The organism is Sphingobacterium sp. UGAL515B_05 (genome assembly GCF_033097525.1).
Classification (GTDB): Bacteria; Bacteroidota; Bacteroidia; order Sphingobacteriales; family Sphingobacteriaceae; genus Sphingobacterium.
This window is the reverse complement of record NZ_CP109907.1, coordinates 350,549-364,868: the sequence shown is the minus strand read 5'-3', so window position 1 is coordinate 364,868 and position 14,320 is coordinate 350,549. Positions and strand designations below refer to the sequence as shown.

The window sequence follows — 14,320 nt, the reverse complement described above, 5'->3', positions numbered from 1 at the left end:
AAGGGCTGATAATATCTTACGTCTTTATAATCAATAAAAATAAAATCTCACTCACTTGAAACTTTGAGGATTTGGTGAGTGGGATTTTATTTCTTATTTAAAATCATCACCCATCATAACCTTTTCCTCTTTAATATTATTCAAGAAGTCGATATATTTTATTGGCAATTTTTTTCTATTGAAATAAAAATAGAAGTCGAATGAACCGCCAATAATTCCTTTTCCGGGTGTATATAGGAAACGATCAATGCCCCGCTCTAATTCATAATTATGAGAATGCTCGTACCAATCTGTAAATGTCCAAAACTGATATCCAATTTCACCCGTTTTCAAATTAATCTTTTTTGACAGGTATTCTCGTCTGTCCCTAAGCCGGTCAAAAGATATAATTCTGTAAGGAGATTCACCTATGCCATATAATGGAAATTCGCTATAGGGATACCTGTCCATATATATCTTTTCCACCTCTTTTATTGAAATTTCATGTAAATCAGTGTTTATGGTGCCAAACGGATTTGTAAATATTTCTGCTCGGTTCCTTATCGCATAGAACTGTAATAAACAAGTTGTTGGTACGTAAAATTTGCCCTTTCTGTTTACAATAATTTTATATTCATTTAGAAATTTTGTCTTACTACCATATTTGTTAAAGAATAATGAATATGTATGTGATTCAAATAAATTGTTTAAGGTACCAAATTTGATTATAGACTTTTGAATAGAATCCAATGCTATTTCTTTCCAGGTTTCCTTTCCTTCCAGATCAGGGAGAACCGAAAATAGGATCAGATTTTGATCATAACCTTTTTTGAATGCTTTCTTATCTAAAGCATATCCATCATACAATATATTGAAGCATTCGACCTTTGCATCAATTCCATATAACTCCTTGGCAGACATGGTAACTTGATGAACTTTATAATTCTCAGAAGTATCCTCTAAAAGAAAATATTTTGTCTGTGCCTGAGTTTTATAAAGGCATATTAGTAGCAGTATGAAAAGAAACAAAAGCTTAATTGCATTTTGTCCCTGAAGTTCCTTTTTTATGTGCATAATTGACTGATAATTCAACTGAATTTAAATCTTTAATAACTCCACCTTTTGCAAGAGCCATTGCATCGTAATCGCTTATATTTGGGTTAAAATTTTTTTTGCCTTTTTTAAATCCTCAAGCAAAGTACCATAGGCTGAATGTTCCAATACAAATCTTGTTTGATTTCCAATCTCAGTGGGTATTATGCCTGGATAAAGAATTCCAAACTGTTATATTACCAAGAAAAAGGAAAACTTGCTTCGCTAAAAGCCTCAAATTGGAACCTACATCTACTTAGCGATCCCACTCAATTGAAACTTGGAGAGTTTTGTGAGTGGGGTTTACTTATTGATTAAGTCTCTCAACATCATTTAAATTCCTCTGCGATCATCACATTCTCATTCAATATATTTTTGAACCATTTATTGCTATCGTGAATCCTATTTAAGAAATGAAAATAAAAATCATAAGATCCACCAACAATCCCCTTATTAGGAATGTAAATAAAACGATCTATCCCTCTATCAACATTCCAGCCATCGGTAATACTCCAATCTGTAAACGTCCAAAATTTATATGCCGTATCATCCTTTAGTTTAAAAATAGATGTTAGGTATTCTCGCCTTACTCTTAAATTATCATCTAAATAAGTTGGCAATTCGTGAATGTCCAGAGGAAATACTTTTTTTTCTTGAAGAAGGCCTTCAAAAACATTCTTCATATCCCTTATACTTACTTTCTTTTGGGTTGTATCAATAGTCGCATAGGGAATGTTATAATTACTAGGATATTCTCTGATTGCATAAAATTCTACAAGACACTTTTTACTGACGAGATACTGATCACCAACTTTCTTTACAACCTGATATTTGTGTAAAAATTTTGTGTCCTTTTTTATTTGCATATCAAGAATATTCAAACTAGAAGTTACATCCTCAAGAAGTTCTTGAAAGGAAATTATATTTGTTTTAAGATCTGTCGAATCAATTGAAGACCAATTTTCACTGGATTCAAAATCAGGCAATACCGAACAAAGAATAAGGACATCAGAATATGTCTTGGGTAAAGAAGCGATTGGGTTTGGTCGAATATTAAACAGCTCTATTGATCCATCATAATCATACAGATCCCTAACTCGAAGTGTATAGTTGGTAATTTTACTCTTATCCCTCAAATTATCCAATATGATATAGCGAAAATCTTGAGAGTATCCTTTGAGGAAAAATGTTAACAAGCATATTATTAAAGGAGTTCTAGTATACATAATATTATAATTTAGTTGGATCACAGAGTGTACCACTGCCTAATGGGTTTGTTTTTCTATTTCTCTCTTGATCATTAATTCTGATTTCTTGTTCGGACATAGAAGATCTAGTAACGACACCCATCAAAGCTAAGGCATAAGCCTTTTGCGGATCAAATTGTGGATTATAATTTAAAATAGCATTTTTAATTGCATTGACAAATGGGCCATAACTAGAGTGGCTTTGATTTATTAAATACAATGTTCGATTACTGTTAGCATCATAATATTCGGTCACGGATGGAAATTGTTGTTGAAAAGCTTCGCTTCCTAAAGATTGCTTTGAAAAATTTAGGTAAGCATGAAGCGCTTCATGAATCATTGTTGCGACAACATATTCCTGGGAACTATTTTCCAAGACATATTTGTTCAACCTAATTGTCGGGCTTAAAATATTTCCTCCTGCATCACCGTCAACTTTTTGACCAATAATATTCGCATTAACCGCTGAAAATTTTAAATTTTTAAAGCCATTCTCAGTGCTTCCATTAAAAGTTTGATCTATTAAATCTGATATATCACTTTTTAAATAAGGCAACATTGCTAGTATTTGTTGTGCACAAGGATATCCCTGCAAAGAATCTATAATTTCTTTGTCATCATCGTCATCATCTTTATCGGGAGGAATAATAGGAGGAGTGCTACCACCACCTCCACCATGATTACCTCCACCACTATTTCCACCTCCGCCATAATGACCTGTGTCTCCACCTCCGTCATTACAGTTGCCAATAGTCTCATAATGAGTTGTACATGACTCATATGGTCCTCCTATTCCTGCACAAACTTGAAATGGTACAGTTTGACAAGGAATATTAGGGTTATTCATTGCTTTCTTGCCATATGCTGTCATTCTGAGGTTAACCTTATAGGTAATGGGACTAAAAAGCTTATCTTCGATATATCCTTCATAACTCAATGCTCCCGTTTGCCAATCTTCATAGATAAACAAACCCGAAGCTCTACTGTTTTGGATATCATTAGGTAACACGATCAATTTGGTAAAACTCCATACATCCCCCTGTTTATTTGCCTTTAGCCAAATTTTATCTACCAAAGAATATTTTACACTATCAGGCGTAAAGGAGTATATTCTTTTATCTGTATTTAAAGGAATATAATAACTGCCCTCAAATTCAATCCGTTCTTGCCATCGCGGCAGATAACTAATATCCCTTTTGATTGAACTCTGTTTCACTTTATCAAACGCAAGAACAACCTCATCATCAGATGACCCTTCATAAGTTTCGATATGCTTACAAGAGAAAAATAAAATTAGCAAGGTAAACACCTTTAAAATTCTATACATAATTTTAATTGGTTAAATTTATTATTTTGGCTATCCATGAAATAAATGCATTTTTTCAGTAAAAACACTAGTAGTGAATATAGTATTTATTTCTTTTATGATTAAAAAAAATCAAAATATTACACAATTGTGTATATAAATAAGACTTATGGATCAAATCCACATGGAGGTTATATGGCATTCCGTTTTGGAATCACTAGCATAAAGATATGCCAAACCAAGTTAAAAAAGAAATCGGATTGCATCCCATTCTTTTTTAATGCTTCGCAGTTTGTCATACTTGATATCAGGCCTTTCTAAGTATTTGTCAGTTACATTAGGAAAAGGTTTTTCAGCAGCCAATTTACGGAATATGCGGCATTTTTACCAGACCTTCCCCGACTTCGACCAATCCTCTACGCAGCGCGTAGAGAATTTCCAATCCGTAACGCAGTGCGTAACGAAACTTAGCTGGGCAAATACCCGTTTGTAGCGTCTGAGATTATCGGCGGACTCAACTGTATATTGGTGATCGGTATAGATTAATACTTTATATCGTTGATAGGCAATTTCAATCATTTGGACTTGTAGAAGCTTTTGCTATGCTGAAAGCAGGTAAAGGAGAATACGAATGTAATTTACGCCCTTAGTTGGATTTTATTGAATTTATGCCTCTTAAAAATGGTTGCTTTCTCAATTGCTGTTCGTATTGTTCTTTGCTTATAAATGGCCATAGTTCATGATCCCCTGAAAGCTTAAATTCTTCAAACTGCTCTTTCCTCTCATTTAGTTTTACGTTATAATGTTGTCCTAAGCTAAGGACAGTAAATAACAAGTCTTTCAATGAAAACCGTAATAGCGGATTCATACGATCAAAGTAAGGCCATTCGTACTCAAAATCCGAATTTAGGAATAAAATAAACCGAGCAATATTTTTCAGGTCTCCATCAGAAAGTTGGTGTTTACCAGTAAGTTTATGATTTTCTAAGTCGCTATATAAACACCAGCTTAATTCGAGCATTGGTCTTATGATAGGATCATCAAATTTGGCTTGTTTTGAAGAATAATAATGTTCAGGAAGATAACCAAAGGATACATTGTCTAGTATTTCCTCCTCAAACTCATCATTGCTAATAAGCCCGACAACTAAATGTCTTAAATGATACGCAAGTACCTTTCTACGGGCTAAGTCAACCATATTAAAATGTTTTCTTAAAGATAAGCAAATATTCACCTACCCATTCCCGCCATTCACCGAGTTTTCCCGATCGTTAGTCTAAAGCCGATAGGCTAGGGGCGTATTTTGTTGTAGTTTTGAGTCAACAAATAAGAACAACAGAACTAACACAATAAAATAAAGACATTATGAAAGCATTAGTAAAAACATTCGCAGCAGCAACTTTAATCGCAGTATCAACTTTCGCTATGGCAGCTGAAGGGCCTGGAGCAAAAACAACAAAAGCTAACATTAACCTTTCTACAGCAGATTTCGCTTTAGAGCACTATGTAGCGGTAACTACTGAGGGAGAATCAGCAGGTGTAGAGCAGTTATTTGCAGCTGATTTTAATCAAAAGATCCAAGCTGCCAATGTACAGTCTAACAGCCGTAGCGAAGTGGTTAAACTATTGAAAAAACAAAAAGGCGAAAAGCTAAACTGTACAGTAAGCACAGATATCATCGAGGAATCGGCAGACTATATGGTTTCTAAAGTGACTCTAAAATTTGAGAACTTCACCAAAACAGATTTAGTTACCTTGGAGCGTGTGGGGAATGACTGGAAAGTATCCAAATCGATCAATTCGTATAAATAGTATTTAATAGCTAGTTGTCTGCTCGGTAGCAGACAACTAGTGAATCATATGTTTAAGTTTAGTTTAAAGCCAGGTCGCGAGATCTGGCTTTTTACTCTAAAAATTTATCAAGCGTCTTTTTAGTTATATTCTCACTTAATGATTTGAGAATTTTACCTGTTTCATCTAGCATAATGAAATAAGGTATTTTTTTTGAATGTGTATAATAAGTTTGGATATTTCGATTTTTCGCGCCTCTATTATCAGCGTTTTTTACAAAATTTGAATCCTGTTGCAATTCCTTTGTTGTCAGTTTACTTCGGTCGTCAATAAGGATGGATACAAAAACAAATTTACTGCGGATATATTTTAGTATGTTATCGTCACTTAGATACATTAGTTCAGCCTCTAGCTTTCTGCTTGTGATGTCAGTCCAACTGGAAAAATAGAGAATGACCCTTTTGTTTTGTTCTTTAGCTGCCTGTATCACCTCCGCAAGAGTGCTGTCCTGGTTATCATCCCAAAGTATTTTTTTCTGTGGTTTTGTGGGAGTCATTAGCCTTTGCTGATTTTTAAAAATGGCCCAAGCTTGGTAATAAGTTATCTCACCGATTTTATTTTCCTTCATAAAATTATAAAAGGAATCCAATTCACCTTTTTCGGTTGCTGATCTGTCCCATTCAAAAATATCAATAAATAATAAACTGTCCTTTGACCATTCTTTCAGATTAACCGTACGTGACCTTAATGTTTTGTTGGCAATATGAAATTTCAATATGGATGGGTATTCAGGCGACGCTTTGAATTCTTTTATTTTATTGAATACCTCGCTATACGTAATCAGCTTGTTGGGCTCTTGCATTGGAGGAGCTATCAATGTATTAAATACTCCGGGCGAAGTTGTTGCAATTTCTAGTGCGACAGAGTCGAGTCCGCATGCTCTTAGTTTGGAGAAATCTTTGATTAAGCTGTCTAGTTCGGCCGGAGAATAGCTTTTATTCTCAAACTTTTTTTTAAGTAGTGAAGTACAATTAATCTGGGCTATACCATAATTGTACAATAAGAAGTTCGTTAAGACACAAAGAAATAATTTTGACATGGCTTATTTATGATTTAGTCTACTCCGCTTTAATAGCATATTTATGATTTCGAATAGATTTACTTTTGATGAATATACAAGTATTACTGTTTAATTCATAATCCGATTCACGCTCTAAATTTCCATGTATTTAGGACTTATGGTTAAATCTGTAACGTTTCTCCAGAGCGAGACAAGGTTGTGGTAACTACGGAGGGCGAATCGGGAGGTGTAGATCAGTTGTTCGCAGCCGATTTTAATCAAAAGATCCAAGCACCTTATGACCAAAATTGTATGAATGAAAATTTGATGTCGTCAAGAATGGAAATATTTATAAGTTTTTAGACTGCAAGATAAAGAAACTGGATTTTTACTTATCTTTCTGAGGAGATGTTAGTTTAAAAATTGGTTTTTCATGAGATTGTTTATTATATGATAAGGTTTGATTTTGTATTAGTACCCATAATGTTTATAGCAATTTTTATATTAGCTACATATCGAAGTAAATACAGATTAAGGAGGTTATTCCAAGATCATGTAGAGATTTATCTTATTGAAAATAAATATAAACTTGTTGGTTATAAGAAAATAAGTAAACTAACTTTAGGTAAATCAGAATTTAAAGTTAGACCTCATTTTTCTACAGGTTCGCCGTTTTCCACTACTATTTTTAAAGTTGATGTTGAGGATGATCGTAATCGAAAAACATTTTTTGAAGTTGAGATAACAACTGTATTTGGGAATCTCGAGGAAGTTAAGTTCTTCGAAAAGCAAAGAGCCTGAAAAATCTAAATTTTATCAACAAATGACTCGTATAGAGTGGGCTATTTGTATTCATGTATAAAAAAGAATTAAAAATAGGTTCAAATAGAGATTTTAGTGCAGCTAAGTATGTTAGATGATTGGTGTGAGATGAAGAATAAGCCGATAATTTTAAATTTGTAAGGATGCTATATTATGGTAGATGAGAAAAAGTTAAGAGATGCTATTTTGGCAATCCATGATTTAATTATACGTGCTAGATTGATGGCTTTTGAAAAGGTGTCAAATGAAGTCATGTTCGATTTTTTGGATGATTTGGAATATCTGCCAGCTTTAATTCTAGAAGATAAAAGAGAAAATACAAAAAGATTTGAAGAATATTTGGAGTCAATTTGTAATAGATATGACTATCCGGGTATATTAATTAAATATAAAAATGAGGATCAATTATAGCAATCAGTATCTTCTATCTAATACTGGTCTCTAGCCAGGTGTTCGATATCAATTTACAAATTGACCAAGCTGATTTTTTCACCTCCCTATTCCAGCCATTTACCGAGTTTTCTAGACCATTAGTCTAAAGCCCATAGGCTAGGGGCGTATTGTGTTGTAGTTTTGAGTCAACAAATAAGAACAACAGAACTAACACAATAAAATAAAGACATTATGAAATCATTAGTAAAAACATTCACAGCAGCAGCCCTAATCGCAGTATCAACTTTCGCTATGGCGGCTGAAGGACATGGAGCAAAAGCAATAAAAGCAAACATTAACCTTTCCACAGCAGACTTGGCGCTCGATCACTACGTTGCGGTAACTACGGAGGGCGAATCAGCAGGTGTAGAGCAGTTATTTGCAGCTGATTTCAATCAAAAGATCCAAGCTACCAATGCACAGTCTCATAACCGTGAATCGGTTATCAAATCTCTGAAAAAACAAAAAGGCGAAAAGCTAAACTGTACAGTAAGCACCGACATCTTAGAAGAATCAGCAGACTATATGGTGGCTAAAGTGACTTCGAAATTTGAGAATTTTACCAAGACAGATCTCGTTACCTTGGAGCGTATGGGCAATGACTGGAAAGTATCCAAATCGATCAATTCGTATAAATAAGAGCCATCTTAAATAAATATATCATGTTATGACACCACATCGATTGATGTGGTGTTTTTTCTGATAATAAGATTCTCTTTTGATTGCTAATTTTTTTAGATTTCTATATATTTGAGAAATAAACCTTTGTACATGGAACAGCGTTTTGTAGAAATAATTCAGCTTATTAAAGAATCTCAATCTAAAGCTATTAAGGCAGTTAATACGGAATTAATGAATTTATATTGGCGTATTGGAAAGTATATTAGCGCGCGGATTGAAACTTCCGAATGGGGACAGTCGGTCGTCAAAGAATTGGCTTTTTTTATTAAGCAGCATGAACCTGAATTGAAAGGTTTTTCAGATAAGAATCTTTGGCGAATGAAACAGTTTTACGAAACTTATCGCAGTAGTGAAAGACTCTCGGCATTGACGAGAGAATTGAGTTGGACAAATAATGTTTTAATTTTTAGTCGTACCAAGACAGTTGAAGAAAAGGAATTTTATTTGAAGCTAACTATCGAGGAAAAATATAGTTCCAGGGAGTTGGAGCGACAGATTAATAGTTCTGTCTTTGAACGCACAATGATTGGAAATGTAAAACTCTCGTCACTGCCGAGAGAATTTGAAGTAGACATTAATAAAGCGTTTAAAGATAGCTACGTTTTTGACTTTTTAAATTTACCAGAATCCTATAATGAAGGGGATCTTCAAAAAGGGCTGCTTCGTCAGATGAAAGATTTTATTCTTGAGCTAGGGCGAGACTTTCTATTTATTGACCAAGAATATAAAGTACAAGTGGGCAACTCTGACTTTTATATTGATCTACTTTTTTTTCATAGAGGATTACAGTGCTTAGTGGCATTTGAATTAAAAGTAGATAAATTCAAGCCCGAGCATCTTGGTCAGTTGAATTTTTATCTAGAGGCTCTTGACCGAGACGTTAAGCGATCCAATGAGAACGCAAGTATTGGTGTTCTATTATGTAAAGATAAAGATAGTGAGGTGGTTGAGTATGCTTTGAGCCGCAGTCTTTCACCCACAGTAGTCGCGGAATATAAAACACAATTACCGGATAAAAAGCTACTTCAACAAAAGTTACACGAATTATTTGAACAGGCTGATAATAGTGATATTTAGATTGTTATTTGTTTATTATATATCGTCGGTGCAATCACCTCCCCATTCCCGCCATTCACCGAGTTTTCCGGTCTATTAGTCTAAAGCCCATAGGCTAGGAGTCTATTGTGTCGTAGTTTTGAGTCAACAAATAAGAACAGATAAACTAACACTATAAAAAAGACATTATGAAAACTTTAGTAAAAACATTCGCAGCAGCAGCCCTAATCGCAGTATCAACATTTGCTATGGCAGCTGAAGGACCTGGAGCAAAAGCAACAAAAGTAAACGTTAACCTTTCCACAGCAGACTTCGCTTTAGAGCACTATGTAGCGGTAACTACGGAGGGAGAATCGGTAGGTGTAGAGCAGTTATTTGCGGCTGATTTCAATCAAAAGATCCAAGCAACAAATGCGCAGTCTAACAGCCGTAGCGAAGTGGTTAAATCCTTGAAAAAACAAAAAGGCGAAAAGCTAAACTGTACAGTAAGCACCGACATCTTAGAAGAATCAGCTGACTATATGGTCGCTAAAGTGACTCTAAAGTTTGAAAACTTCACCAAAACAGATTTAGTTACCTTGGAGCATGTGGGGAATGACTGGAAAGTATCCAAATCAATCAATTCGTATAAATAGTATCTAATAACTAGTGGTTTGTCAGCTCAGGCAGACTACAAACCACTAGTGAATCATATGTTTATTTAAGGCCATGTCGGGAGATATGGCTTTTTTACGTCAAAAGGGCCTGATGATTTCAATCATTGGGAATTTTAAAAGCTTTTGATATAGCTGTGATGGCTGATAACTTAAGGAAATATTTATCTTTAGCTATTTAAGAATATTGAGATAATTATTTTATGAAAGCGTATTTTCAAATCTTGGCTAAATCAACATTATCGTTTGCCGCATTTTTTTGGCAACTGTTTTTTGGTCTATTACCTTTTACATTAATTGCATCGGTAATGGCTTATACCGGACAAAAGGCAGCACAATTAAATGGAGAATATTTTCAGGGTATATACGGAGCTATTATTCCCATAGTCACACATTTCTTTATTACTATTGTGGGGGGAATGATCCTATGGACTGTTTTGTATATCGGGCGAAAGCTGCTTGAGTTTTTCTTTTAACAATACAAGATTAGCGCGTTTTATGACTTATTACTTTCGTTTTTTTGAATTAATAAATGATAGGCCGCGCTCTGAGAGTCTCTAATTTAAGCATAATGAGGGTTAAATTGGTAACTACTTTATGAAATCTAATGTTTTTATCCAATGTTAATTATGAAAGGAAAATAATGATGTTTAATAATGATTTAATTACAGCCATGCTATTCTTTGTTGTTGGAGGCCTTCTCTATTTGATTTTTTTGAAAAGTGAAAAAAATCCTTTTTCTCATGATAGTGGTCACCAAGGTTCCAATCCTTCTAACTATATCGGAATGTGGGGAGTTGTAATTATGTGTATGATTATGTTTATAGTCTATCTTGGTAAGTGGTTGTCTTAAGGGGGAGTACTATTACTATAAACTTTTTTCTTTACCTCCCCATTCCTGTCATTCACCGAGTTTTCCTGAGCGTTAGTCTAAAGTCCATAGGCTAGGAGCCTATTGTGTTGTAGTTTTGAGTCAACAAATAAGAACAACAGAACTAACACAATAAAAAAAGACATTATGAAAACACTAGTAAAAACATTCGCAGCAGCAGCTTTAATCGCAGTATCTACTTTCGCTATGGCAGCTGAAGGACCAGGAGCAAAAGCAACAAAAGCTAACATTAACCTTTCCACTGCAGATTTCGCTTTAGAGCACTATGTTGCGGTAACCACGGAGGGCGAATCAGCAGGTGTAGAGCAGTTATTTGCAGCTGATTTTAATCAAAAGATCCAAGCATCCAATGCACAAAGTAACAGCCGTAGCGAAGTGGTTAAATCCTTGAAAAAGCAAAAAGGCGAAAAGCTAAACTGTACAGTAAACACAGATATCATCGAGGAATCTGCAGACTATATGGTCGCTAAAGTGACGTTGAAATTTGAAAACTTCACCAAAACAGATTTGGTTACTTTGGAGCGTGTGGGCAATGACTGGAAAGTATCCAAATCAATTAATTCGTATAAATAAGAGCCATCTCAAATAAATATATATGTTGTAGAGCCATGTTGTGAGACGTGGCTTTTTTGTATAAATTCCATTGTTGCCCCCTATTTCAAAATCAGTTGCCTTCCTTTTTCATTCGCTAGTTTTGCTGACCCTATGATTTTATCAAATGAATAGATGACTGCCGCTGTATAATTCTCTGCTTTTTTAGAAAATAGTATTTCCATCAAATCCGATAGCATAAAAATTCGATTGGTAGTCAACTAGTTTAATCCGGTCATGCAGTATAGTTATCTCAGGGAAACCATTATTATTTACCCAGATATCGTGTCCCCCAAATCGCCATTTTATTTCTCCGAGCTTTGTTATTCTTGTGATTTCGAGTTCACCATGAACGAGTAAATCATCTTCTAATTTCTGAACACTGAAATTTGTTACGTAATCTACTTGTCCTGACCATCTGAGCGTTAAGTCTGGTATATTTAAATAGTACAGTTTATTCCCCGTGCAAATATAAAGCACACGATCTTCGATTATAAAGGAGGATTGGCTCAGTCCTGTGAAAACCCCTGTATCACAAAGAATAGCACTAGCCACTTCATCTTGACCATGCTTTACTAAAATGGCAATGTTAGATACATTGCTATATCGATCGCAAGAATCATCGACATATACCCGTTTGTAGCGTCTGAGATTATCGGCGGATTCAACAGTATATTGATGATCGGTATAGATTAATACTTTATATTGTTGATGGGCAATTTCAATCATTTGGACTTGTAGAAGCTTTTGCTATTAAAGATAGCTGTTATAGTCTGATTATCGAAAATTCAGTGCGTTATTCTAAGCCCTTCCACCTCCCTATTCCCGCCATTCACCGAGTTTTACTGATCGTTAGTCTAAAGCCCATAGGCTAGGGGCGTATTGTGTTGTAGTTTTGAGTCAACAAATAAGAACAACAGAACTAACACAATAAAAAAAGACATTATGAAAGCATTAGTAAAAACATTCGCAGCAGCAGCTTTAATCGCAGTATCTACTTTCGCTATGGCAGCTGAAGGACCTGGAGCAAAAGCAGCAAAAGCTAACATTAACCTTTCTACAGCAGATTTCGCTTTAGAGCACTATGTTGCGGTAACTACGGAGGGAGAATCAGCAGGCGTGGAGCAGTTATTCGCAGCTGATTTTAATCAAAAGATACAAGCTACCAATGCGCAGTCCAATAGCCGTAGTGAAGTGGTTAAATCCTTGAAAAAACAAAAAGGCGAAAAGCTAAACTGTACAGTAAGCACCGATATCATCGAGGAATCGGCAGACTATATGGTCGCTAAAGTGACGTTGAAATTTGAAAACTTCACCAAAACTGATCTAGTTACTTTGGAGCGTGTGGGCAATGACTGGAAAGTGTCCAAATCGATCAATTCTTATAAGTAGTATTCAATAACTGGTGGTTTGCCAATAATAAAAGACAAACCACTAGTGATTCATATGTTTATCAAGGCCACGTCGGGAGATGTGGCTTTTTTACGCTTTATGGTTGCCCATCGGCTCAACTTTTCGGTAGTTGTATTCTACCGCTTACATTGGGGGCTTTTTACCTAAATTGCCCTTGAATGAAGCCTAATTTTTTATAAGAATTAAAAACAACAACATTATGGAAAATCAAATACTTTCAAGAAAAGCACGATCCGATCTTACAAGTCGGTTAAAATTGAATTACTTCTAATCGGATAATTAAATATTGCATTAATTGTCTATATTCGAAAACGGGCTATATTCTTATGGTAATAATTTTATAAATAATCTAAATTTTATTTTATGTGGAGTTTAATTTTATACTTTTTATTTGGTATTGGCCAACCTGCCAATACAAGTTCATCTGCAAACAGTTCTATAGTCAATGTAACTACGGATGATACCCATGATGACGGTGATGGTGGGGATAAAGGAAACCCTTTTCCTCCTAAAAAATAATTACTGTTTTAAAACTTGTAATCATTCAAATATGTGGAGTTTAATTTTATACTTTTTATTTGGTATTGGCCAACCTGCCAATACAAGTTCATCTGCAAACAGTTCTATAGTCAATGTAACTACGGATGATACCCATGATGACGGTGATGGTGGCGATAAAGGGAATCCTCCTCCTAGAGGATAGCCATAATTAGTAATTAATATCAAAAAACAATCAGCTAACTGTGTGGAGTTTAATCTTATATTTTTTGTTTGGTATCGGTCAGCCGTCTAATTCCCAACCAAGCGTGGGAATAGCGATAGTACAATCGACAGATTCTAATCAACCTGATGAACCAGGAGACAATGGGGGTGAAACAAGTACGCCAATACCGCCAAGACCACCAAAAGGCAAGTAATAATAATTTTTAATCAAGAATCAATTTTATGTGGAGTTTAATTTTATACTTTTTATTTGGAATCGGACAGCCGTCCAATTCGCAATCAAACTTAGAAACGGCAGCGGTACAATCATCAGAAGCTGATCAACCAGGTGATAATGGTGGTGATATGGGGACGGTTCGTCCTCCAAGAAAATAAAGTCACATCTAAGACTATTTCTGTAAATACAGCTTTAGTAATTTCAATATCCCATCACTGAAATTTTCTAAAAGTAATGCAACTTGTACAACAAAAAAGCGCGGATAACACTATCCGCGCTTCTGGAGTATATGCTTGCCTATATTCCTAACATCTTTTCTTTCTTAACATTTTAGCCCCAAGAGGCATCAGTTCTATGTTGTTTTT

Annotated in this window: 16 protein-coding genes; 10 read left to right on the top strand and 6 right to left on the bottom strand. The window is 34.9% G+C overall.

Annotated features, from left to right (window positions below; translation table 11 throughout):
• Window positions 1-93: 93 nt before the first annotated feature.
• The 3 genes from OK025_RS01405 to OK025_RS01395 all read right to left on the bottom strand — a co-directional run bounded on the left by OK025_RS01405 (window position 94) and on the right by OK025_RS01395 (window position 3,645).
• Window positions 94-1,053: a hypothetical protein gene (locus OK025_RS01405; RefSeq protein ID WP_317668025.1), complete on the bottom strand. Its 960-nt coding sequence runs from the start codon at window positions 1,051-1,053 to the stop codon at window positions 94-96.
• Window positions 1,054-1,400: 347 nt separating this feature from the next.
• Entirely contained in the window at window positions 1,401-2,297 is an 897-nt protein-coding gene (locus OK025_RS01400; protein WP_317668024.1) for a hypothetical protein, read from the bottom strand.
• A gap of 4 nt (window positions 2,298-2,301) precedes the next feature.
• The gene (locus OK025_RS01395) at window positions 2,302-3,645 is read right to left on the bottom strand and encodes a hypothetical protein (RefSeq protein ID WP_317668023.1); all 1,344 of its coding nucleotides are present in this window, start codon (window positions 3,643-3,645) and stop codon (window positions 2,302-2,304) included.
• Between the two features lie 259 nt (window positions 3,646-3,904).
• On the opposite strand from OK025_RS01395, the gene OK025_RS26730 reads away from it, so the two are divergent.
• A complete protein-coding gene (locus OK025_RS26730) occupies window positions 3,905-4,117 on the top strand; it encodes a DUF1016 N-terminal domain-containing protein (protein WP_411567685.1) in 213 nt (70 codons plus the stop codon).
• Window positions 4,118-4,270: 153 nt separating this feature from the next.
• Here the strand turns inward: OK025_RS26730 and OK025_RS01390 are convergent, their stop codons facing one another.
• Complete coding sequence (locus OK025_RS01390; RefSeq protein ID WP_317668022.1) at window positions 4,271-4,822, bottom strand: hypothetical protein; 552 nt, start codon at window positions 4,820-4,822, stop codon at window positions 4,271-4,273.
• A 167-nt stretch (window positions 4,823-4,989) separates the two neighbouring features.
• On the opposite strand from OK025_RS01390, the gene OK025_RS01385 reads away from it, so the two are divergent.
• Window positions 4,990-5,436 carry a nuclear transport factor 2 family protein gene (locus OK025_RS01385; RefSeq protein WP_317668021.1) on the top strand — a complete coding sequence of 149 codons (447 nt, stop codon included), beginning with the start codon at window positions 4,990-4,992 and terminating at the stop codon, window positions 5,434-5,436.
• Window positions 5,437-5,527: 91 nt separating this feature from the next.
• Here OK025_RS01385 and OK025_RS01380 read toward each other — a convergent pair whose 3' ends face one another.
• Window positions 5,528-6,514, bottom strand: coding sequence for a hypothetical protein (locus tag OK025_RS01380; RefSeq protein WP_317668020.1), 987 nt, complete (start codon window positions 6,512-6,514; stop codon window positions 5,528-5,530).
• A gap of 936 nt (window positions 6,515-7,450) precedes the next feature.
• Between OK025_RS01380 and OK025_RS01375 the strand changes: the two genes are divergently transcribed.
• The 6 genes from OK025_RS01375 (at window position 7,451) to OK025_RS01350 (ending at window position 11,584) form a co-directional block, all read left to right on the top strand.
• The gene (locus tag OK025_RS01375) at window positions 7,451-7,708 is read left to right on the top strand and encodes a hypothetical protein (protein ID WP_317668019.1); all 258 of its coding nucleotides are present in this window, start codon (window positions 7,451-7,453) and stop codon (window positions 7,706-7,708) included.
• 213 nt (window positions 7,709-7,921) lie between these two features.
• Window positions 7,922-8,368, top strand: coding sequence for a hypothetical protein (locus tag OK025_RS01370; RefSeq protein WP_317668018.1), 447 nt, complete (start codon window positions 7,922-7,924; stop codon window positions 8,366-8,368).
• A gap of 132 nt (window positions 8,369-8,500) precedes the next feature.
• The gene (locus OK025_RS01365) at window positions 8,501-9,487 is read left to right on the top strand and encodes a YhcG family protein (RefSeq protein WP_282253081.1); all 987 of its coding nucleotides are present in this window, start codon (window positions 8,501-8,503) and stop codon (window positions 9,485-9,487) included.
• A 167-nt stretch (window positions 9,488-9,654) separates the two neighbouring features.
• Entirely contained in the window at window positions 9,655-10,101 is a 447-nt protein-coding gene (locus OK025_RS01360) for a hypothetical protein (protein ID WP_317668017.1), read from the top strand.
• Window positions 10,102-10,322: 221 nt separating this feature from the next.
• Window positions 10,323-10,595 carry a hypothetical protein gene (locus OK025_RS01355; RefSeq protein WP_317668016.1) on the top strand — a complete coding sequence of 91 codons (273 nt, stop codon included), beginning with the start codon at window positions 10,323-10,325 and terminating at the stop codon, window positions 10,593-10,595.
• Between the two features lie 542 nt (window positions 10,596-11,137).
• Window positions 11,138-11,584 (top strand): nuclear transport factor 2 family protein, encoded by a 447-nt coding sequence (locus OK025_RS01350; RefSeq protein ID WP_317668015.1) that lies wholly within the window; start codon window positions 11,138-11,140, stop codon window positions 11,582-11,584.
• A 183-nt stretch (window positions 11,585-11,767) separates the two neighbouring features.
• On the opposite strand, the gene OK025_RS01345 is transcribed toward OK025_RS01350, so the two are convergent.
• Window positions 11,768-12,331: a hypothetical protein gene (locus OK025_RS01345; RefSeq protein ID WP_317668014.1), complete on the bottom strand. Its 564-nt coding sequence runs from the start codon at window positions 12,329-12,331 to the stop codon at window positions 11,768-11,770.
• 216 nt (window positions 12,332-12,547) lie between these two features.
• Between OK025_RS01345 and OK025_RS01340 the strand changes: the two genes are divergently transcribed.
• Both OK025_RS01340 and OK025_RS01335 read left to right on the top strand, forming a co-directional pair.
• On the top strand, window positions 12,548-12,994 hold the full coding sequence (locus tag OK025_RS01340; RefSeq protein WP_317668013.1) for a nuclear transport factor 2 family protein: 447 nt from the start codon (window positions 12,548-12,550) through the stop codon (window positions 12,992-12,994).
• A gap of 384 nt (window positions 12,995-13,378) precedes the next feature.
• Window positions 13,379-13,534, top strand: a complete 156-nt coding sequence (locus tag OK025_RS01335) for a hypothetical protein (RefSeq protein WP_317668012.1) — start codon at window positions 13,379-13,381, stop codon at window positions 13,532-13,534.
• The last annotated feature ends 786 nt before the right edge of the window (window positions 13,535-14,320 follow it).

Excerpts from the sequence above, each read along its gene's own strand:
- OK025_RS01335 (WP_317668012.1), top strand. The coding sequence starts at position 13,379 with ATGTGGAGTTTAATTTTATACTTTTTATTTGGTATTGGCCAACCTGCC.
- OK025_RS01385 (WP_317668021.1), top strand. The coding sequence starts at position 4,990 with ATGAAAGCATTAGTAAAAACATTCGCAGCAGCAACTTTAATCGCAGTA.
- OK025_RS01345 (WP_317668014.1), bottom strand. The coding sequence starts at position 12,331 with ATGATTGAAATTGCCCATCAACAATATAAAGTATTAATCTATACCGAT.
- OK025_RS01390 (WP_317668022.1), bottom strand. The coding sequence starts at position 4,822 with ATGGTTGACTTAGCCCGTAGAAAGGTACTTGCGTATCATTTAAGACAT.
- OK025_RS01365 (WP_282253081.1), top strand. The coding sequence starts at position 8,501 with ATGGAACAGCGTTTTGTAGAAATAATTCAGCTTATTAAAGAATCTCAA.
- OK025_RS01340 (WP_317668013.1), top strand. The coding sequence starts at position 12,548 with ATGAAAGCATTAGTAAAAACATTCGCAGCAGCAGCTTTAATCGCAGTA.
- OK025_RS01355 (WP_317668016.1), top strand. The coding sequence starts at position 10,323 with ATGAAAGCGTATTTTCAAATCTTGGCTAAATCAACATTATCGTTTGCC.
- OK025_RS01400 (WP_317668024.1), bottom strand. The coding sequence starts at position 2,297 with ATGTATACTAGAACTCCTTTAATAATATGCTTGTTAACATTTTTCCTC.
- OK025_RS01370 (WP_317668018.1), top strand. The coding sequence starts at position 7,922 with ATGAAATCATTAGTAAAAACATTCACAGCAGCAGCCCTAATCGCAGTA.
- OK025_RS01380 (WP_317668020.1), bottom strand. The coding sequence starts at position 6,514 with ATGTCAAAATTATTTCTTTGTGTCTTAACGAACTTCTTATTGTACAAT.
- OK025_RS26730 (WP_411567685.1), top strand. The coding sequence starts at position 3,905 with ATGCTTCGCAGTTTGTCATACTTGATATCAGGCCTTTCTAAGTATTTG.
- OK025_RS01375 (WP_317668019.1), top strand. The coding sequence starts at position 7,451 with ATGGTAGATGAGAAAAAGTTAAGAGATGCTATTTTGGCAATCCATGAT.
- OK025_RS01350 (WP_317668015.1), top strand. The coding sequence starts at position 11,138 with ATGAAAACACTAGTAAAAACATTCGCAGCAGCAGCTTTAATCGCAGTA.
- OK025_RS01395 (WP_317668023.1), bottom strand. The coding sequence starts at position 3,645 with ATGTATAGAATTTTAAAGGTGTTTACCTTGCTAATTTTATTTTTCTCT.
- OK025_RS01405 (WP_317668025.1), bottom strand. The coding sequence starts at position 1,053 with ATGCACATAAAAAAGGAACTTCAGGGACAAAATGCAATTAAGCTTTTG.
- OK025_RS01360 (WP_317668017.1), top strand. The coding sequence starts at position 9,655 with ATGAAAACTTTAGTAAAAACATTCGCAGCAGCAGCCCTAATCGCAGTA.